Source organism: Pseudoduganella ginsengisoli, assembly GCF_009720865.1.
GTDB classification, from domain to species: Bacteria; Pseudomonadota; Gammaproteobacteria; order Burkholderiales; family Burkholderiaceae_D; genus Rugamonas; species Rugamonas ginsengisoli.
Map to the genome: position 1 here is coordinate 399,338 of NZ_WNLA01000002.1, position 20,600 is coordinate 419,937.

14 protein-coding genes are annotated in these 20,600 nt (G+C 64.3%); 4 read left to right on the forward strand and 10 right to left on the reverse strand.

Translation table 11 applies throughout. The annotated features are described in order from the left end of the window. Nucleotides 1-15: 15 nt before the first annotated feature. From GM668_RS06445 to GM668_RS06455, 3 genes are read right to left on the reverse strand one after another with little or no spacing between them, the layout of a single operon-like run. Nucleotides 16-666: a nitroreductase family protein gene (locus tag GM668_RS06445; protein WP_155438101.1), complete on the reverse strand. Its 651-nt coding sequence runs from the start codon at nucleotides 664-666 to the stop codon at nucleotides 16-18. After that, complete coding sequence (locus GM668_RS06450) at nucleotides 663-1,586, reverse strand: ribose-phosphate diphosphokinase (protein ID WP_155438102.1); 924 nt, start codon at nucleotides 1,584-1,586, stop codon at nucleotides 663-665. Before GM668_RS06450 ends, GM668_RS06445 begins: the two co-directional genes overlap by 4 nt. Further along, nucleotides 1,583-3,118 carry a thymidine phosphorylase family protein gene (locus tag GM668_RS06455; RefSeq protein WP_155438103.1) on the reverse strand — a complete coding sequence of 512 codons (1,536 nt, stop codon included), beginning with the start codon at nucleotides 3,116-3,118 and terminating at the stop codon, nucleotides 1,583-1,585. The genes GM668_RS06450 and GM668_RS06455 overlap by 4 nt, the downstream gene beginning before the upstream one ends. 240 nt (nucleotides 3,119-3,358) lie before the next feature. On the opposite strand from GM668_RS06455, the gene GM668_RS06460 reads away from it, so the two are divergent. After that, nucleotides 3,359-4,195, forward strand: coding sequence for a universal stress protein (locus tag GM668_RS06460; protein ID WP_155438104.1), 837 nt, complete (start codon nucleotides 3,359-3,361; stop codon nucleotides 4,193-4,195). 139 nt (nucleotides 4,196-4,334) lie between these two features. Next, the gene (locus tag GM668_RS06465; protein ID WP_155438105.1) at nucleotides 4,335-5,399 is read left to right on the forward strand and encodes a deoxyribonuclease II family protein; all 1,065 of its coding nucleotides are present in this window, start codon (nucleotides 4,335-4,337) and stop codon (nucleotides 5,397-5,399) included. Between the two features lie 14 nt (nucleotides 5,400-5,413). On the opposite strand, the gene arr is transcribed toward GM668_RS06465, so the two are convergent. Next, a complete protein-coding gene (arr, locus tag GM668_RS06470; RefSeq protein WP_155438106.1) occupies nucleotides 5,414-5,875 on the reverse strand; it encodes an NAD(+)--rifampin ADP-ribosyltransferase in 462 nt (153 codons plus the stop codon). Nucleotides 5,876-5,924: 49 nt separating this feature from the next. After that, nucleotides 5,925-6,866, reverse strand: a complete 942-nt coding sequence (locus GM668_RS06475) for a Gfo/Idh/MocA family protein (protein ID WP_155438107.1) — start codon at nucleotides 6,864-6,866, stop codon at nucleotides 5,925-5,927. 228 nt (nucleotides 6,867-7,094) lie between these two features. Between GM668_RS06475 and GM668_RS06480 the strand changes: the two genes are divergently transcribed. Then, entirely contained in the window at nucleotides 7,095-9,830 is a 2,736-nt protein-coding gene (locus GM668_RS06480; protein ID WP_170305512.1) for a S8 family serine peptidase, read from the forward strand. Nucleotides 9,831-9,924: 94 nt separating this feature from the next. Beyond that, on the forward strand, nucleotides 9,925-10,641 hold the full coding sequence (locus tag GM668_RS06485) for a 4'-phosphopantetheinyl transferase family protein (RefSeq protein WP_155438109.1): 717 nt from the start codon (nucleotides 9,925-9,927) through the stop codon (nucleotides 10,639-10,641). Between the two features lie 4 nt (nucleotides 10,642-10,645). Here the strand turns inward: GM668_RS06485 and GM668_RS06490 are convergent, their stop codons facing one another. From GM668_RS06490 to GM668_RS06510, 5 genes are all read right to left on the reverse strand, one after another. Next, nucleotides 10,646-11,887: a cation:proton antiporter gene (locus GM668_RS06490; protein ID WP_155438110.1), complete on the reverse strand. Its 1,242-nt coding sequence runs from the start codon at nucleotides 11,885-11,887 to the stop codon at nucleotides 10,646-10,648. A gap of 43 nt (nucleotides 11,888-11,930) precedes the next feature. Continuing rightward, nucleotides 11,931-12,980, reverse strand: a complete 1,050-nt coding sequence (gene rsgA, locus GM668_RS06495) for a ribosome small subunit-dependent GTPase A (RefSeq protein ID WP_155438111.1) — start codon at nucleotides 12,978-12,980, stop codon at nucleotides 11,931-11,933. A gap of 88 nt (nucleotides 12,981-13,068) precedes the next feature. Then, nucleotides 13,069-14,907 carry an ABC transporter ATP-binding protein gene (locus GM668_RS06500; RefSeq protein ID WP_155438112.1) on the reverse strand — a complete coding sequence of 613 codons (1,839 nt, stop codon included), beginning with the start codon at nucleotides 14,905-14,907 and terminating at the stop codon, nucleotides 13,069-13,071. A gap of 40 nt (nucleotides 14,908-14,947) precedes the next feature. Then, complete coding sequence (locus GM668_RS06505) at nucleotides 14,948-15,715, reverse strand: thioesterase II family protein (protein ID WP_155438113.1); 768 nt, start codon at nucleotides 15,713-15,715, stop codon at nucleotides 14,948-14,950. Then, the coding region (locus tag GM668_RS06510) for a type I polyketide synthase (RefSeq protein ID WP_155438114.1) at nucleotides 15,712-20,600 on the reverse strand (4,889 nt) is incomplete at its 5' end. The genes GM668_RS06510 and GM668_RS06505, both read right to left, overlap by 4 nt.

Genomic DNA, 20,600 nt, shown 5'->3' on the forward strand with positions numbered 1-20,600 from the left:
CGTTCAGTCGATGACTTACAGCCAGGGGTTGCGCTCGGGCGCATTCTTCGGCATGCCGACCTGCTGCAGCAGCACAATGCGTTCGCCCTCTTGCAGCGCCATGGACTGCGCCAGGGCTGAGCGGCCGGCTGCCGGCAGCATGCACGTGGCCAATCCTTCGGCCGCGCAGAACAGGCTGACATTTTCCGCCATGAAGCCGGCGTCCAGCGCCGCTTGCCACAAGCGCTCGCCGGCCGGTATGGCCGCCATGCGCGCGGTATTGGCCACATAAATCAATTCCAGCGGCGCAGCCGGTACGCCATGTGCATCGCGGCTGCGCACGTCCGCGGCGCTGCGCGGCGCCAGCACCATGCGTGCGGAGTCGAACAAGTAGAGCCCGTCGCTGTTTGCGACATACAAGTCCACAGCCACCCCGCCACATACCGACGGCACCGTATGCAGCGACGTCCCTTCCCGGTTACAGCCGCACGCGGCCCACAGCAGGCGTGAAAAGCGGTAATGGGGCACCGGGTCCGGAGAGAATTCAAACTGGGAGCGGCGTTGCTGCAAAATCGTGCGCAAGGCGATGCCCAGCGCACTGAAGTCCGCGTCCAGTTCAAAGGCTTGCGCACGAATGAGCGGCACTTCGAGCGGCACTTCGGCCCGGGTTTCGGCATGCGGTTTCATACTATTCCTCCTTGCTTCCAAAGGTCCCGGGCCGCTTCCGCCAGCGCGGGGATGACGTCGATCCGGTTAGTCGCGTGCGGCGCCGTGTTGCAGCTGGCGATGATGGATGGTCCTGCTGCCCGCAGCACATCGAGCGCATCGCCTGCAAACAGCGCGTGCACCACCACGCACACGGGCGGCGCAAAACCCGCGGCCCGCAGCGCCCCGACAGCTTCGGCCAGCGTGTGGCCGCTGGACGCAATGTCGTCGACCAGCACCGGCGTGCAGCCATCCATTGCGCCCCATCCCGGCTGTTCCGGTGCGACCGTCACGCTGCGGTCTCCGTGGCGCTGCTTGCGCAACACCACGCTGGGGCAATGCGCAAGCTGCGCAACGTGTTCCACCCATTGGGCGCTTTCCTGGTCCGGTCCGACGATGACCGGCCGCGCCACATTGGCAGCCACCCACCGTGCGATGGCTGGCGCGGACGCCGCAGTGACTGCGGCCAGGCTGTAGGGCTGCGACAGGCTCGAATAACGGTGCAGGTGCGGGTCGACGGTGGCCAGCCAGTCCGCGCAGCCGGACAGCAGGCGCCCGACGTGCAGCGCCGTGATGCCTTGGCCTGGCGCGAAGCGCGCGTCCTGGCGCATGTAAGGCAAGTACGGCAGCACCAGGCCGACACTGGCGGCGCCCAGTTCGCGCGCCACGCTGGCCGCAAGATACAGCGCAAACAGCCGGCTGCCAGGCGTGTCGGCGCCGCTTGCCGCCAGCGACGCCGCCAACACCACCGCGCGGCCCTGCACATTCGCGCCGAAACGGGGACAGCATTCGCCGTCGGGGAAGTAGTGCATGTCCAGTTCCGCGGTTTCGCCATCCCAGGCCGCAGCCAGTCCTTCCACCCAGCCCTGCGCATCGGGCAATGCAAACAGCAGCGGTTTCATGGCGCCTCCACGATCGTGACCAAATGTTCCTGGTGTTCGGCATACGCCATCGCGTAAGCCAGTTCGCCGGGCGATTCAGCGTGCAGCGTCAGCAGCGGCTGGCCTACTGCAACCACCGTGCCCAGCGGCGCGTGAAAGACCAGGCCGGCGGCGGGCGCCTTGGGCGCCCCGGCCAGCTTGGCGGCGCACGCCAGCGCGTGATTGTCGACCGCGGCCACCCTGCCCGCATGCGCGGCGCACAGGGCGCGCGTATACGGTGCGCGCGGGGGCGTCCGCATGCCGCCCTGCGCTTCGCAAATTTCCTGGAACTTGCGCCAGGCGGCGCCGCTGGACAGCGCATTGGACGCCATCACCAGCCCGCTGCCGGGCGCCGCCTTGCCGCACAGTTCCAGCAGGTAGCCGGCCAGCAGCAGCGCGCGCCGCCGCAAGTCGCCGGGCGCATCCGGCTGGCTTTGCAGCACGGCCAACGCATCGGCAGCTTCCAGCGCAGGCCCGACGCCGCGCCCGACCGGCTGCTCCCCATCCGTCATTTCAACGCTCACCGTCATGCCCAGCTGCCGGCCAACGTTGACCAGCCGCTGCGCCAGGCGCCCTGCCGCTTCCATCGAGCGGACTTTGGCGGTGCGCCCGACCGGTATGTCGATCAGCACATGGGTTGACCCGGCCGCGGCTTTCTTGGACAGGATGGACGCCACCAGCAAACCATCGCTGTCCAGGCCCAGCGGCCGTTCCACGCGGATCAGCATATCGTCGACCGGGCTCAATTGCATCGCCCCGCCCCATGCAATGCAGCCGCCGGTACGGTCGACGACACGGCGCAAGGCCGGCAAGTCCAGCGCGACGGGCGCCAGCGTCTCCATGGCGTCGGCCGTGCCGGCCGGCGATGTGATGGCGCGCGACGATGTCTTGGGTATCGTCAGTCCGCACGCGGCCACCATCGGCACCACGAGCAGCGTGGTGCGGTTGCCCGGCAGGCCGCCGACGCAGTGCTTGTCCGCCACCACGGGCCCCTCCCAGTGCAGGCGCTGCCCGGCGGCGATCATGGCCACCGTCAGCGCGTGGGTTTCCGCTTCGTCGAGCCGGTTGCCGGAACAGGCGCTGATCATGGCCGCCAGTTCAATGTCGGAATAGCGGCCCGCGGCGATATCCGCCACCACGGCGCCCGCCGCGTCGCGCCCCAGCGGACGGCCGAAAATCTTCGACTGGATTGCGCCAAACGACACCAGCGGCGGCGCATGCTCGGCCACCATTGCATCGCCCTCTGCGCCGCCCAGCGCGCGCCACGCGGCTTCCGACACGCCGATTTCGTCCGGCGCCAGCAACGCCGTGTGCACGACATTGAGCGTCGCCGTGACGCGGCGCTGCGGCTGCAGCAGATGGCGTACTTCCAGCCGCGACTGCGCCTCGAACCCTTCTGACCTGACCAAGGGCGCATCGGCCCGCAGGTAGACGACGCTTTGCTGATAAGTATCGATACCCAGGCGGCGCAGGCGCAGGCCGGTTGCGCCTGCGCTGGTATGGCTTACGTTCATGCCGGCTCCTTCCACTCGCGCCGGGACGGGCCGACACGGCCACCCTGCGGCGTATGCACAAACGATACTGCCCGGGATACGATGCGTCAGCCCCTTGACTTGATCAAGATCAAATCTCGCTAGCTTTTTGCAATATGCCCGCCACTCAACACAGTCAGGTTTGCCTTATTTGATTTAAATCAAACAATTTATTGAGGTGGACACATAGCATGGCATGAAACCAGCTATCAGGAGGCCGCCATGTACAAAACCATCGTCGTTCACTTGGACAGCACGGCCGCCATGCGGGCTACGCTGGACGTCGCCGCCAGTATCGCCAACCAGATGGGCGCCCATCTGGTCGGAACAACAGCGAGCGGTATCGCTGAATTGAATTACGTGCTGGCTGTGGGCGCGCCCATTGCCATGATGCCGGCCGCCGATATCGAGCAATTGCGCCAGGACGCCGAACAGCGGCTGGCCATGTTCCGCGAATGTTGCCGCGAGCGGGGCGTCGCCTCGTTTGAAACCCGCCTGCTGGATACGACGGCGGCGGACGCCCTGCTGCTGCAGTCCCGGTATAGCGACTTGCTGGTCGCCGGCACGGACGACTTGAAGGATGACGGCTTGCTGCTGCCGGCCGGATTGCCGGGCCGGCTGGTGACGCAGGCGGCCCGTCCCGTGCTGCTGGTGCCGCGGCAGGCGCCAGCCGATGCCCGCTTCAACAAAATCATGATCGCATGGAACGGCAGCCCCGGCGTCAGCCGGCTGATTGCCCTCGCCATGCCATTCATCCTGCGTGCAAAAAGTATCGTCATCGCCGTGTGCAACCCGGAACTGGAACGTATCGATCTTGGCGCGGAACCTGGCGCCGACCTGGCCACCTACCTGGCGCGCCACCATGGCAACGTGCAAGTCGTACGGCATGGCAGCAACGAAGAAACCGACGCCGCGCTGGCCGGCCTGGCCGGCGAACTGCGCGCCGACCTGATGCTCGCCGGCGCGTTTGGCCACAGCCGGCTGCACGACTGGGTCCTGGGCGGCACCACCAGCGGCTTGATCGCACGGACCCGGATTCCCCTGTTGATGACGCACTAGCACATAAGCCGCCATACCGTCAAAGTTACAACAGAGCATTGTCAACGAACCTTGATTTAGGTCAATATAACTGCTTGCCGCCTGGATATAGCCAGCGGCATGCAGCCCCCTTTACCAATGACCAAATCAGGCTTCCCACATGGAAATATCCGCGCTCGACGAAAATGGCAATGCAGTAGACTGGTGGTTCGCTTACAAAGTGCCGAAAATGGCCCAGGATGGCAACACCGCTGCGGCGACCGGTTATGAATACGTGTACTACGATCCCAATATCGGCAAGGTGGTGCAATCGGCTAACGTGCTGACCGATGGTAAAGGCGCGCTGGACTTGACGATTGCATCCATCTTCTCCAACCCTGCCGACAGCACCGGATGGATACTGTATAACGACGAAATGCCGGCCGACGCGCAGCGTGCCGACAGTTCCAGCTTCGGACATACCAAGGGGGTGCTGGCGTTTGACACCGCGTCGAAGACCGCACTGTGGCTGCTGCACTCGTGGCCCAAATACGCCGATCCCAAATCAGCGGATATGCCCACGCCGATCTACGGGCAAACCTTCCTGTGCGTCTCGCTTGACCTGGCCACGGCCGGCAAGATTGCCGCGCAAATGGCCAATCACCAGGAGCCGCAGGTCTACCTGACCCGCGTCCCCAGCGGTCTTGACCAGGCCGACCCGCTGTACGCGCTGACGCAAACGCTCAATCCCAATGCGCCCGGCGACGCCGACGTGGTCGATTGCACGTCGCGCGGCGGCCTGCCATTTAAGGTGATTGCGAAAAACCGCAAGTGGGGCAAGGATTTCTGGAACGACCTGGTCGGCCCGACGCTCAACGAAGACATCGACGTGGAAACCTGGATACGCGGCGCAATCCCGCCAACGCAGGACAGCGATGGCGTGCACCAGACCTACGACGTCAAATACATCGACTTGCGCCAGCTGGGCATGCCGTGGACGTGGCCGGAAACCCATGACCATGCCAAATGGGCCATTAGCGTGGAATCCGACTGGATTTGCGTGGGCGATATCAACCGCATGGTTTCGCAGGAAAAGCGCGGCGGTGGAACCATCGCATTCCAGGACAGCCGGCTATGGGCGGCGCTGTCCAAGACTGACTTGATCGTACCGCCGCCGGGGTATTCCCAAGGAGATGCCAAGGCGCTGGTCAAGTCCACGCACCAGACTGCGGACACGGCGGCTTAACGGATGCAGCGGCCTTAATCGTCAATGACGGCACGGCCGCTGCGCCGCAAGTCCTCCAGCGAATCGAGCATGGCTTGCAATGCTTCAGCGCTGTGGCCGTCCCAGTCTTGCACTTCGCCGACAATGGCCACCGGCTCGCGCGTACGGTAAGACCGGGTTGGATTGCCGGGGAAGCGCTTGTTGGTGAGGTTGGGGTCATCCTCGAAGGGCCCGCTGGGTTCCACGATATAAACATGGCCGCGCCCTTGCAGCCCGGCCAGCGCCATCGCCAGTTCCGCGCCCCACACGGCGGGCTCCATCAGCGCAGAAAAGTAAATGTGATTGGCAATGCGGCCATCTTCGAAATTGGAAGGCTGCCCGGCTGTCAGCACGTCCCCGGCCTTCAAGGCAGCTTTCGTGCCGTGGTAAAACGGCCCTTGCACCTGGCGGCAATTGCCATGCGTGACGGGAGTCCACTGGTCATTATCCGTTGCCATTTTCACGATGTCTCCATGCCGGGTGTTTTCCGCCGGCGCCGGTGCGGCCTTACTCGATGTAGTCCGGCGCGGCGATCCGCTTGCCGACCATGAAGGCATCGGCCACGATGCGCAGCGGCGCGAAATCCGCGTCGGACTGGCCGCTGGCGATCAATTGATGGAAGTGCGCATACAGGCCGGGATATTCATGCTCCGGCTCTTTCAGCACTTGCCTGCCGTCGATTTCCAGCTCGGTGCCGCCCAGGTGCAGCGCCAGCTTGCCGCCGTCTTCTGCTTCAACAACGATACTCCATGTCTGCTGGTTTTCCTGCAGGAAGTTGAATTCCGCGCGCACCGGCACGCCGCTTTCCGTTTGCAGGTCCATCTGCACTTCAATCGGCGCGTCGCAATTGGCGGGAAAGTGCAGGTCGGCTTTTTTCACGATCACCGCGTCCGGCACGATGCGGGTCAGGATCGACAAGCCATTGATACCGGGATCGAACACGCCCATGCCGCCGGGCGCGAAGATCCACTTCTGGCCCGGGTGCCACTGGCGCACGTTTTCTTTCCACATCACGCTGATGTTGCTGATCTTGCGCGCCGCCACCCATGCACGCGCGGCGGACACCGCCGGCGCAAAGCGCGAATGCCAGCTGGCCAGCAAAGTCACGCCCTTTTCAGCGGCGCGGGCGCGCAGCGACTCGGCTTCACCCAGCGTGGCCGCCGGCGGTTTTTCCAGGAACACGTGGCGGCCCGCCGCCAGGGCTTCCATGGCGAGCCGGTGGCGTACTTGCGGCGGGGTGCAAATGGCCAGCGCCGCGATTTCCGGATGCGCGGCCAGCATGGCCTGCATGTCGTCGTATCCCGGCAGGCCGTCCGGCCGCGTTTGCGGCGAACAGCCCGCCACCAGTTCCAGCGCCGGATTATTGCGGATGGCCGGGATGTGCTGGTCCACCGCGATCTTGCCCAGTCCCACAAGGCCGATCTTTACAGGGTTGCTTGTCGTTGCCATAGAAATTCACTTAATGGATGCGTTGCTTCATGCGGAGGGTAACCGCGTTGCGGACCTGTCATCTATGCATCTTTTCGCGCGATGTATATGTTTTCATCATAGGTGAACGCGGCAACCCGTGCTGCACGGCAGGCCGGGCCGGCAGCCGGTCCAATGAGATTTCTCAAGGGAATTTTTTTATTAAGCGACCACAATTGCCCAACGACACCTTTTAGAGCGAGGGAAACCATGGCCACCGCCACGGCCAGCGTCAGCATCGCCAGTCAAAGTGTCATCGAAGGCAATAGCGGCGCCAAATCCATGGTGTTCACGCTGACGCTATCGGCGGCCACGCCTTACAGCGTCTCGGTGCAAGTCGATACACGGGACTCAACCGCCGTCGCGGGCGTGGATTACCAAGCGGTGCGCCAGCGCGTGAGCTTCGCGCCTGGCAGCACCACCGCGACCGTGACTGTCCCGGTCATCGGCAACAGCGCAATGCAGCCGGCGCGCGCGTTTGAAATCCATCTCAGTAACGCCATCAATGCCACGATTACCCCCAATTTTTCAGACGCCGCCGGCGCCGTGCAAAGCTACGCACAAGCCGACGCCTGGGGCCTCATCTTCGACAATGACAGCTATGCAGGATGGGCGCCGCCCGCCGATCCATACCTCCAGCTGGAATGGTATCTGTACAACACCCGCACCGTGCTGGCCTGGGCGCTCGCGACCGGCAAAGGCGTCAAGGTCGGCGTGCTGGACCAGGGCATAGACGCCAACCATCCCGACCTGGCGGCCAACGACGACGTGGCGCTAAGCCGCATCAGTTATACGCTGCAGCCAGGCGGCGCCCCGGCGGGCAACGGCGACAATCACGGCACCAGCGTGGCTGGCGTGATCGCGGCCGCGCGCGACGGCAGCGGCATGGTTGGTGTCGCGTACGATGCGCAACTGGTGTCGATCTACACGGCGTTGTCGCTGTCGCCGCAGTACCTGAGCGAGATCGCCAATGCGTTCCGCTATGCGGCCGCGCTGGACGTATTGAACAATTCGTGGGGCTTCGGCAATCTGCTCAACCAAGGCGCCAACTGGGCATTCCTGGACAATGCCCATGACGCGCGCTTCGCGCCTGCGTTCCAGGCGCTGCACGACCTGGCCGCCAGCGGCCGCAATGGATTGGGCACGGTCGTGGTGCAGTCCGCCGGCAACAGCTACAGTTACGGCGACGACACCAATCTGCACAACTTCCAGAACAGCCGCTACATCATCACCGTCGGTGCGACCGATTATTTCGGGACCTCGTCCAGCTTCAGCACGACTGGCGCGTCGATCCTGGTGTCGGCGCCCGGCGGCGCCGGCCACCGCGATTTTGCCAGCATCCTGACCACCGACCGCGCCGGCGCGGCGGGCAACAGCACCGGCGACTATGCGTTCGAAGATGGCACGTCGTTCGCGTCGCCCATCGTATCGGGCATCGTAGCGCTGATGCTGGAAGCGAATCCCCGCCTGGGCTACCGCGACGTGCAGCAAATCCTGGCCTACACCGCGCACCAGACCAGCGTGGACAGCGGCTGGACCTCGAATGGCGCGGCCGACTGGAACGGCGGCGGACTGGCTTACAACGCCGTGGCGCAGTCGTCCGGTTTCGGCCAGGTTGACGCATTGGCTGCAGTGCGGCTGGCGGCCGCATGGCAAGGCACACCGCAAACAGTGGCCAACACGGTTGACGTGCTGGGCGCGCAGGTTGTCAACCAGGCGATCCCGGATAACGACAGGCATGGCGTCACCGGCAGCATCGCCGTCACCAGCAGCATGGTGGTGGAGCGGGCCGATGTCAGCGTCAATCTCACCCATCCGTTTATCGGCGACCTGGAAGTGGCATTAAAGTCGCCCAGCGGCACCATCAGCTATCTGATGTACCGCCCGTCCCAGGGCGCGCTGAGCGCTTATGGATCCAGCCAGCACGATGTGCATTTTACGTTCGACACCGTACTGGACTGGGGAGAAACCGCAACCGGGACGTGGAGCCTGAACGTGCGCGATCTGGAAGGCGGCGATGTGGGCGTGTTCAACGACTGGAGCATCGATTTGACCGGCCACGCGGCCGCGCCGGATCACACTTACTTCTACACCTACGAGTTCCCGCAGCTGGCGGCGGCCGATCCGCGCCGCGCTGTACTGAGCGATCCAGGCGCCGGTGTCCACACAATTAATGCGGCGGCGCTAAGCGGCAACAACCGCATCGACCTGAGCGGCGCGACCGCCTCCAGCATCAACGGTGGCAAACTAGCGATCGCGGACGGGACCACGATTCGCAACGCCTGCGGCGGCGAAGGCAATGACGTGTTGATCGCCAATGCGGCAGGCAGCGCCCTGCGTGGCATGGGCGGCAATGATACCCTGGCCAGTGGCGCCGGCAACGACACGCTCGATGGCGGCGCCGGCACTGACACCGCCATCTTTTCCGGAACACGCGCCCGCTATACAGTGGCCAGGACCGGCAGCGGCTGCACGGTCCAGGACACCAGCGGCGCAGACGGCGTAGACCAGCTCAGCAACATCGAGCGCTTGCAGTTTGCCGACGCCACGGTCGGGCTGGATGTCGGCGGCGCCGCAGGCCAAGCCTATCGGCTATACCAGGCCGCGTTCGGCCGCACGCCGGACCCGGGCGGCCTGGGTTACTGGATCTGCCAGCTGGATCATGGGATCGCCCTCAAACAAGTAGCCAGCAGCTTCGCCGGCTCGGCCGAATTCCAGGCGTTGTACGGCGCGCATCCGGACAGCGCCGATATCGTCACCCGTTTCTACGGCAACGTGCTGCACCGCGCGCCGGACGCCGCCGGTGCTGCCTATTGGACCAACGTGCTGGACAGCCACGCGGCCGACGTGGCCGATGTCCTCATCAGCTTTAGCGAGAGCGCGGAAAATGTCGCGGCATTGGTTGGCGCGACCCAGAACGGCATTGCCTATACGCCTTACGGCTGATCGCGCGGCAGGCGGGAACAGCGTGCCCGGCCCCGCTTCAATAAACCAGATAAAATGCCCGACTTTAACGATCATCTTCCACTGAGAAGGGCAAATGGCTTCATTTGACGGCGTCAAGACTGGCTTGGCTGATTCCTTTACGAATATATGGCTGGGCGATACCAATCCAGTGCCAGTCGTCCTTGCGCCGATCACCGCATTCGATCCGGGCCTGTTCGAAAAAACCGGCATTTTCCTCCCGGAACAGATTTCACGCAGCGTACCCAAACGCCAGGCCGAATTTTTTTATGGCCGGCTGTGCGCCCGGGAAGCGCTGCGCGCGATCGGCGTCACGGACCATGTCCTTGCCACCGGGCGGTCGCGCGAGCCGCTTTGGCCGGCGGGGGTCATCGGCAGCATTTCCCATAATGACGAATTTTCCGCGGCGGTGGCGCTGCGAAAGACGCCCTACTCCGGTATTGGCATCGACATTGAAAGTTTTTTTGATGCGCCCAAGCGCGAGGCTGTATTCAACCTGGCGGTGACTGCCCAGGAATATGCACGGTTAACGCAGAAGCGGGAGATCGATCCCGAGCTATCCCTCGTCGTTGCCTTTTCCGCGAAAGAAAGCTTTTTCAAGGCCGCCTTTCATGCCGTGGGCGCCTATTTCGATTTTGATGCAGTGTCGGTGACGGACATCTGCGCGCAGCGCAAAGTCATCACGCTGGAAGTGGCGGACGATTTATGCGCCCAATTCAAGCGGGGGACAACGGCACAAATCTGGTTTGATTTGATTGCCCCCCGCACTGTGATCACCGGATTCCGGTGGTGACAACTCACAGCGCTGCCAGATCCTTGCCGGCCGCCGCACGGGCCGGGCTGCGCGCCAGCCAGCGCAGCAGCGGCACTGTCATGGACGTGGTGACCAGCGCCATCAGCACCAGCATCGTATAGACCGCCGGCGGCAGCACATGCAGCTGCAGGCCGATGGTCAGCACGATCAATTCCATCAAGCCGCGCGTGTTCATCAGGGCGCCGACCATGCACGCCTCATGGTGCTGCACGCCCGCCATGCGCGCCCCCAGGTAGCTGCCGCCCAGCTTGCCAGCAACCGCGCCAGCCAGGAACAGGCTGAACCAGGGCCAGAAACTGGCGGAAGGAATCGAACCCAGGTTGGCCTGGATCCCTGCGTAAGCAAAGAATACCGGCATCAGGATCAGTTCAACGAAACCATCCACCCGCTGCGACCACTCGCGCACGAACGCCGACTGGTCGCGCAGCGCCAGCGCCGCCACCAGGGCGCCGAAGGCGCTGTGGAAGCCGATCTCGGCAGTGATCCAGGACGACATCAGCACGTAGCAGAACACCAGCGGCAGCAGCCGCGCAACGCCGCCCGCGCCCTGCATGCGCCGGAACAGGCTGCGCCACAGCGGGCGGATCACCAGCAGCGACACTGCCGCGAACACGCACAGCAACAGCACATTGCGCAAGATGTCTTGCCAGGCCAGCACACCCGCCGTCAGCGCGGCAATCATGGCCAGCATCAGCCAGCCCAGCGCATCGGTCAGCGTGGCCGCCGTCAGCGCGATGGCGGCCGTCCCGGTCCCGGTCATGCCCAGGTCCACCACAATGCGGGCCATGACAGGAACGGCAGAGATCGACAGGGTCACGCCGCAAAACACCACATAGGCCAGCTCGGGCACGTCGATGGCCAGCACCGGCAGCGACAGCACGGCGATGCCGCAGCCGATGGCAAACGGCACCACGATTCCCGCCAGCGCCACCGCCACGGGAATACGCATGCTGCCCCGCTCGCGCAACACCTTCAAGTCAAGATGCAAGCCCAGCTGGAACATCAGCAGCACCAGGCCCAGCTCGCCGAGCTTGGACATGATGGGAACGGCCGAACTGGAAAACACGGCGCTGTAATACTCGCCGCCCACCGTGCCCAGGATCGACGGCCCCAGCAGCAGACCGGCGGCGATCTCGCCCACCACCCTGCTCTGGCCGATGCGCTTGGCCAACGCGCCGCACAGGCCGGCCGTCAGGATGATGATGCAAAGTTGAATAATCCACATGCTGTTTGTCTTTCCTGCGTAATGGGAAATAAGGAAACCATGGTTACCACTGGTCCTTCCTGCCGCTATAGACTTTCTTGAAATAATCGCGGTAGTAATGCTTGACCGCGTGCGCCCCTTCGGCGCGGCGCTTTTGCGACGCTTCTTCTTTCAACAGCTTGAGGTAATTATCAAAGTGGGCTTGCGTGATGGTCTCGCTGGCAATGGCGGCCTGGATCGCACAGCCCGGCTCCTCGGCATGGGTGCAATTGTTGTAGCGGCATTGCTGGCTCAATTCCACGATGGAGTGGAACACCCGCTCCAAGCCCTGCTCGGCATCGTACAGCTGCAGCTCGCGCATGCCGGGCGTGTCGATGATGGCCACGCCGTTGTCGCAGAAGAACAGCTCGCGGTGCGTCGTCGTGTGCCGGCCGTGGGCATCGTCTTCGCGGATGGCTTGCGTGGCCAGATCGGTGTGGAACATGGCGTTGATCAACGTCGACTTGCCCACGCCGGACGACCCCATCAGCGCGATGGTGCTGCCCTCGCTCATATAGGCCGACAGCGCGTCCAGCGAGCCGGGCGTATTGACGCTGAGCGCATGCACATTGTCTGCGCCCAGGCTGTCGAGCTGGCCCAGATAGTGTTCGAGGTCGTCGCAGATATCGGTCTTGGTGAGAATCACCACCGGCGTGATGTCGAACTCGTGGGCCAGCGCCAGGTAGCGCTCCAGCCGCTTCACATTGAATTCCTCGTTGGCGCTGGTGACGATCCACAGGTAGTCCAGGTTGGCCGCGATTACCTGCGGCAATCCGTTCGAGATGCGCCGTACGCGGTTCTTCGGCTCGAAGATGCGCACCAGGCGGTGGTGCTCGTGGGCCGCCTCCGCCATCACCCAGTCGCCCACGGCCAGATGCTGGCTCAGCGGCTGGAATTCCGCGCCGCAAATGATCGAGCTTTCGCCATTGGCGCCCATGGCCTCGACCCGGTTACGGTGGATCGCCGTGATGCGGAAGATCTGCTCCAGCGTTCCTTCGGTGCAGATTTCGTCGAACGACAGCTGTTGGAAGAACACGTTGGACCAGCCGAATTTTTGCAATGATGAATACGTCATATAAACTCCACGATTAAATGTTCCGGGGCCGCGCCGCCGCTTCCATCGGCGGGCGCCGCCCCCTGTTTCAATGGGGTGCGCGGCCCGCTCAGGCGGCCGGCTGCAGCGCCAGGGCGGCCAGCTTGACCTTCAGGTTTTCGTCGAGGTCGGCGATGCTGACCCCGAGCTTCTCGCATTCCACCTGCAACTGCTGGTAGAACGCGCCCTTCAGCGCCAGCAGGTCGAAGAACGTACCCTGCTCGGCCACGCGGCCTTCGCGCAAATACACGATCCAGTCCGCGTTGACGATATTGGTGATGCGGTGCGTGATGACCAGCACGGTCTTGCCTGCGGTCAGTTCATCGACGCGGTCCAGGATTTCCTTCTCCGTGCCCACGTCCAGAGCCGACGTGGCTTCGTCCATCAAGAACACGCTGCCATTTTTCAGCAGAGCGCGCGCCAGCGCCACGCGCTGTTTCTGGCCGCCGGAAATCTTGTCGCCGCTGCTGCCCACCTGTTCGTCCAGCGTACGTTCCGGATTGTCGAGCCATTCTTCCAGGCCGCTCGAGCGCGCGGCCTGTTCAATCGCGGCGCGGCTGGCATTCCAGTTACCGTAAGCGATGTTGTCGGCAATGGAACCCTGGAACAGGTCAGCGTTTTGCGCCACCACGGAGAATTGCGCGCGCAGCGAATCAGCCGTCAGCTCGCGCACATCGGTGCCGTTGACGAGGATGTCACCGCCGCTCTGCACGTAGTAGCGCAGCAGCAGGTTTACCAAGGTCGACTTGCCGGCGCCGCTCTCGCCCACCACCGCCACGGTCTGGCCGGAACGGATCTGGAAGCTGACGCCGTCGAGCGTCTTCTTGTCCTTGCTGGATTCATAGGCAAACGACACGTTGCGGAACTCGATGCTGGGTGCTGCGCTGGTCTGGAACACGCGGGCGTTCGGACGCTGGCCCAGGCCCGACTGGGCATTCGTGAAGTCGATGATTTTTTCGCACTCGATGGAATCAACGTAGACTTGCTCCAGGCTCTTGCCCAGCGCGCGCAGCGGGCCGTTCATGATGGTCGCGAACAGGGCCGCCAGCATGGCGTCCTGCGGCGCCAGCGTGCCCGACTGCCAGCCCGCCATCGCAAACGCGCTGATGCCGGCCACGGCCACGATGGCAATCAGGTTGTTGCGGAAGCCGCACAGCACTTCCGTGCGGTGCAAGACCTGGAAGGCATTTTTCTGCACGTTCAGCACTTCACGGGCCTTGCCGACTTCGTACTCGACATTGCCGAACTGATGGGCCACACGATAGCGGCCGATCGCCGCCAGCAGGCCGCCATAGGCGCCGTAGGCGGCGGCCAGGCGGCTCTTGCTGGCGTCGCCCATGCGCGCCGCATTGTACGAAGCCGACGCCACGTACAGGCCCAGCGCAGCCACACCGATCAAGCCGGTCAATGGATGGAGGTAGAACAGGCCGGCGAAGATCGCAGCCAGGTCCAGCACGGCCGGCACCAGTTCGCCGTGCAACGTCGGCACGACTTTCTCCACGTTGGCGTAGACCGCCGTCAACAGTTGCGGGAACTTGCCGGTCGGCGACGAAATATGCTCGTCCAGCTTCATGCTGTACGTATTGCGCAGCAGATTTTCCAGCAGCGACGTCTGGGTATCGGAGCGGACCGACGCCAGCAGATAGCCGCGCGCGATCGGCAACAGATTGACTGCAATGAAGATGGCGGCAATGGCGCCGGCCGCCTCCAGGCTCAGTTGCAGCGGCGCCGTGCCTCCGGCCCCGCCCGACGCCAGCAGGTGGCGCACCAGCAAAATCGGGCCGCCGACCTTGATGAGCGCAGTCAGCACATCCAGGCCGAGGGCGAGCAGCAGCTTGGTGATGTTGGCGCGTCCGCTCCACAGGCAGGCGCGCACGAACTGGAACAACTTGATTAAACGATTAAGCATGGTTTTTTCCTGAAATTAAAAAAGTAAGCATTCCTGCTGCCTAGGCCGCCAGCGCCCACAACTGGTCGGCCAGCAGTTTATTGAGCACGCCGATGACCTGGCGTTCGCTCGATTCAACAAAAAAATGGTCGCCCGCAAACTCATGGATCCGAACCCTGGCTTGCGTCTCGCTTTGCCAGCCATGCAAGTCCGCAGCCGGCACCGACGTGTCGTCCCGCCCATGCAGCGCCACCACCGGGAAGCGCACCGGCGCGCCCGCGCGGCTGATGTGCCGCTCCGCGATGCCGATGTCGGCCCGGAAGCGCGGCAACAGGAATTCCAGCAATTCCGGGCTATTCATCACCTCGTCGCTGATGCCGCCATACTTCTCGCGCATCCTGGCAAGAAAGGCGGCATCCGGCAGCACGTGCAGCAACTCTTCGGCCGGTGCACGGCGCGGCGCGCCATGGCCGGACGCGACCAGCAGCCGCGGCGCCAGCCCTTCACGCACTTCCAGCGCCCTGGCCAGCTCGAACGCAAACAGGGCGCCCAGGCTGTGGCCGAACATGGCATAAGGCTTGTCCGCGAACACGGCCCGGTACTGCAGCAATTCATTCACCATGGCGTCCAGGCTGGGCGCGAAGGCTTCGCCGTGACGGGTTTCCCGGCCCGGCATCTGCACCGGCACCAGCTGCACCTGCGCCGACAGCGCGGCCGGCCAGTTCCGGTAAAACGATGCCGCGCCGCCCGCATGGTGGAAGCAAAACAAATTGATCCTGGCGGCGGGATTGCGCCGCTGGGGCACAAACCATTTTTCACTGTGCGTCATGGCGCCTCCCCATCCAGTGCGCAGGCATCCGCATCGGCGGCAACCTTTCCACTGCGCTCCAGCAACATTGCCTTGACCAGGCCGACGTCGTCGAGCATGTCGTTGTGGTGGCAGCTGGCCAGAGGAATCACTTGCAGTTGCGTAGCCGGCGTGCGCAACAGCGTGTCGACATTGCTTGCCGCAACGGCGGTGGCATGGCCAAACAGCTGCCTCAGGCTGCCTTCCGGCAATTCCGGATCCACCGCCATCGCCTTCAGCAGCACGACATGGGCATGCTCCAGCACACGCGACAAACCAGTCGCCTCAAACTTCACCGCCAGTGCGATGTTCGGCAGGCTGCGCTGGATATGGGCGGCCGGATACTGCTGGCTTTCCAGGAACATCGTGTAATCCTCTTCCAGTTGCGCGACATAGCCCGGTTCGCTCTTCAACCGCGTCAGGTAGGAATCGTCAATGATGGTGTCGAGCAAGGTCAGTTCGATTTGCCTGCAACCGCGCCGCTCCAGCTGCGCCGCCACTTCCAGGGCAATGGTGCCGCCCAGGGACCAGCCCAGCAGGCGAATCGTTGCGTCTGGTTTTGTTGCAAATAATTCATCAATCCGGGCGAGATAATACGCTGATAACTCGTGCAAGTCCGTAATTTTTTCTTCGTGGTGCAAATTAAATGCATCCACGCCGTAGCAATGGAATGTGCCGCGCAAGCTCTTGGCCAAATCCGTATAGACTTCGCAGCCGCCTATGCCCGGGTGGAACATGAACAGGCGCTCTTTGCCCACCGCGTTGTTCAAGTCGACAATCGCATGGTATTGGCCGCGGTGCGCGTCGATGTAGGCGGCCAGCGTACGGACCGACGGATGCTGGTACAGCACCGCCAGCGGCAGTTCCATCTTGAATACGCTGTTGAGCGCGGCGGTCAGGTGCAGCGCCGACAGGCTGTTGCCGCCGGCTTCAAAGAAGCTGTCGGACGCGTCCATGGCGGTATTGCCCAGCACGTCGCGGAACGCCCGGGCGACGCGGCTTTCCGTCGCGCTGGCATACGCCGTATCGCCAGTCTCCGGCACAGTTTCCTCGCGCACCGCCAGTGGCGCAGCCAGCTGCGGCAATGGCAGCCAGCACACCATCTGCTCGAACTGATACGGCGGCAAGACCGCCTGGCGGGCGCCAGCAGGCGTGCGCCAGATGCGCGCCGGATCCACCCCGTAACCGAGGCTCCACAAGGCGCCTACAGCTTGATGGAAGCACTGCACGTCATCAGCGGCCGCCCCGTCCCTGGCGGCTGGCAGCGTCTGCACGGTGGCAAGCGTACGCCCTTCCGATTGCAGCTGCGCCAGCGTGCCCAGCACGCGGCCCGGCCCCAGTTCCATCAGGACCGGATTCGGGCACAGCGCCAGCACCGTCTGCATGCCCTGGCTGAACTGCACCGGCTGCAACAGATGCTGCGCCCAGTAGTCTGGCGACATTGCCTGCTCGGCGGTCATCAGCTCGCCGCTGACGTTCGACACCAGGCGCTGCCGCGGTGCGCGCAGCGGAATGGAACGCAGCAGTTCCGCCAGTTTCCCGGCCGCGCCAGCCATCATGGGGCTGTGGAATGCGTGCGACGTATGCAGTTCCACGCACGGCATGTCCGCCTGCGCCAGGCTGGCCTGCAAGCGCCGTACCGCTGCCGTGGGGCCGGAAACCACCAGGTGGCGCGGTCCGTTATACAACGCGATGCACACGTCCTCAGGGAGCAGCGGCAGCAGCTGTGCGGGCTCGGCCTGCACCGACAGCATGGTTCCTGCCGGCATTTGCTGCATGTACTCGCCGCGCTTGGCCACCACGAACAGCGCATCTTCCAGCGTGAACACGCCGGCCAGCGTGGCTGCCACGTATTCGCCAATGCTATGGCCAATCAGCACATCCGGTTCGACGCCAAACGACGCCAGCAGTTTGGCCAGCGCATAGCCGGTCACGAACAGGGCCGGCTGGCTCCAGCGCGTCGGCGCCAGCGTGTCCGCCGCCTCGACGGCGGGGAACAGCAGGGCCGGGAAGTCGCACTTGCCCACCGCCGACACGATGCTTGCGCAATAGTCGACCGTGTCGCGGAACAGCGGCTCGCTGTGGTACAGCCCGCGCGCCATGCCGGCGTACTGGCTGCCCTGGCCGGAGAACATGAACACCAGCTGGGCCGCCTCGCGGCTGGCGCGCAGTACCGGGCCGGCGCCGCGCAGCGCGGCGATCAGCGCAGCGCTGTCGCGTGCCGCCAGCACCTTGCGGTGGGCAAAATGCTCGCGCTTGTGCTGCAGCGTGTAGGCGACATCGGCCAGCGCCAGCTGCGGCTCGCGTTCCAGCTGGTCCGCCAGCGCCTCGCAGTAGCGCCGCACGGAACCGGCGCTCTTGGCCGTGACGGGGAAGCTCAGGTAGCCGTCTTGCGCCGGCACGGCTGCCGCCTGCGCCGGCACATACTCTTCCAGGATCACGTGCGCATTGGTGCCGCCAAAGCCGAACGAGCTGACGCCCGCACGGCGCGGTGCGCCCGCCGGGCTGTCCCACGGCTGGCTGGCGACCGGGATCTCGAACGAAGTCCGGCCCAGGTTGATGGCCGGATTCGCGCTGGCGAAATTGATCTGGCCAGGGATCAGCTTATTCTGCAGCATCGCGCACACCTTGATGAAACCCGCCACCCCGGCAGCGCTGCCCGCGTGGCCGATATTGGCCTTGACTGCGCCCAGCTTGCAGCGGTAGCCGTCCGGCCCCGCATTGGCGCTGAAGGCGTCGTGCAGCGCCGCGATCTCGATCGGATCGCCCAGCGCCGTGCCGGTGCCGTGGCATTCGACATAGCTGATGCTGGCGGCGCTGACGCCGGCGCGCCGCTGCGCATCGACGATGCACTGGGTCTGGCCCACGATGCTTGGCGCCATATAGCCGGCCTTGCGGTCGCCGTCATTGTTGACGGCATAGCCTTTGATCACCGCGATCACGTGGTTGCCGTCGCGCAGTGCATCGCTGAGCCGCTTGAGCACCACCACGCCCACGCCGGCGCCGCCGACCGTACCGCTGGCCTGCGCGTCGAACGTGCGGCAGTGGCCGTCCTGCGCAAAGATGCCGCCCGGCTGGTAGATATAGCCGTGGTTGTCCGGCATCGGCAGCGCCACGCCGCCGGCCAGCGCGACATCGCATTCGCCGTACGCCAGGTTTTTGCACGCTTCCGCAATGGCCACCAGCGACGTCGAGCAGGCGGTATTGATGTTCAGCGATGGCCCGGTCAGGCCCAGCAGGTAGCTGACACGGGTGGCCAGGTAATCCTTCTCGTTCAGGTGCGCGGTGCCGAACGTCATCAGGCTGTCGGCCAGCCCCGCATTGCGGTGGATGCGCGACTCGCTGTATTTGCTGTCGCTCATGCCGGCATACACGCCGATCGCCAGGCTGCGGCGGTCGTTGATGTGGCCGGCCAGTTCCAGCGCCTGCCATGCGCACTCGAGGAACTTCCTGATCTGCGGATCGATCATTTTCGCGTCGTTGACCGACAGGTTCCAGAACGCCGGATCGAATTTGTCGATATCCTGCACATGCCCGCTGGTCGGCACGTAATCCTTGTGCTGGAGGAAGGCAGACGGAACACCGTTCAATTCGCAGCTGTCCAGGTCCAGCGTATCGAAGCACTCGGCGCCGTTGACGATGTTTTGCCAGAATCCCGCCACGTCGGCTGCCTTGGGGAAGCTGCCGTTGACCGCCACCACGGCAATATCGTGTTCGGCGGCCTGGCGTACCTTGGCTGGCGCCGCGGCCTGCACGGCGGCGCCCTGCCCGGCCTGTCCCGCACCGAGGAAGGCAGCCAGCTGGCTGATGCTCGAATACTTGAACAGGTCCGTCAATTCCAGGCCGCTGCGGCCCAGGGCTTTGTCGATATGGGTTTTCATCCGGATCATCAGGATGGAATTGCCGCCCAGGTCAAAGAAGTTGTCGTCCAGCCCGATCGACGCGCGATCCAGGCCCAGTACATCGCTCCAGATGCCGCACAGCTGCTGTTCCAGCGCCGTGGCAGGCTGCGTGCGCACGCCACTGCGGACGCGGGTGGCGGCCGGCAGGCGCGCGGTGTCGAGCTTGCCGTTGGCGGTCAGCGGCAGCGCTTCCAGGTGCATGAACACGGACGGCACCATGTACTCGGGCAGGCTGTGGCGCAGCGCGGCCGTCAAGGCATCGTGCTCCAGCGCCTCGGCCGCCACGTAATACGCGGCCAGGAATTTCGCCCCCAGCGCCGCGTCGTCCACCGCCAGCACTACGGCCTGTTTCACGCCGGCCACCTGCGCCAGCGCATGTTCGATTTCGCCCAGCTCCACGCGGTAGCCGCGCAGTTTCAGCTGCTTGTCCTTGCGCCCGGCAAACTCGATGTAGCCGTCGCGGTGCCAGCGTCCCAGGTCGCCAGTGCGGTACAGGCGTCCCAGCGTGGCATGCTCGAAGAAGCTGGCCGCCGTGCGTTGTTCGTCGCCCCAGTAATTGAGCGCCACACCGGCGCCGCCGATATGGATTTCGCCAATCACGCCCACCGGGCAATGCGCCTGCTCATCGTTGAGCACGTACATTTGCTGGTTCGGCATGGCCACGCCATAGGGAATGCTGCTCCAGTGGGCCGGTACCGGCGTACCGATTTCATGCCAGATCGACCAGATACTGCCTTCCGTCGCGCCGCCCAGGCCCATCACGCGCACGTGCGGTGCGCAGCCTTTCAGGCGCGCAGCCAGGCCGGTCGGGATCCAGTCGCCACTGAGCATGGCCACGCGCAGCTGGTTAAGGTTCGCGCCATCCTGCTCGGCGCTTTCCGCCAGCAGTTCAGCCAGTTGCGGCACCGTGTTCCACAGTGTGACGCCGTGCTGTTGCATCAACGCTAACCAGTGTTCCGGCTGTT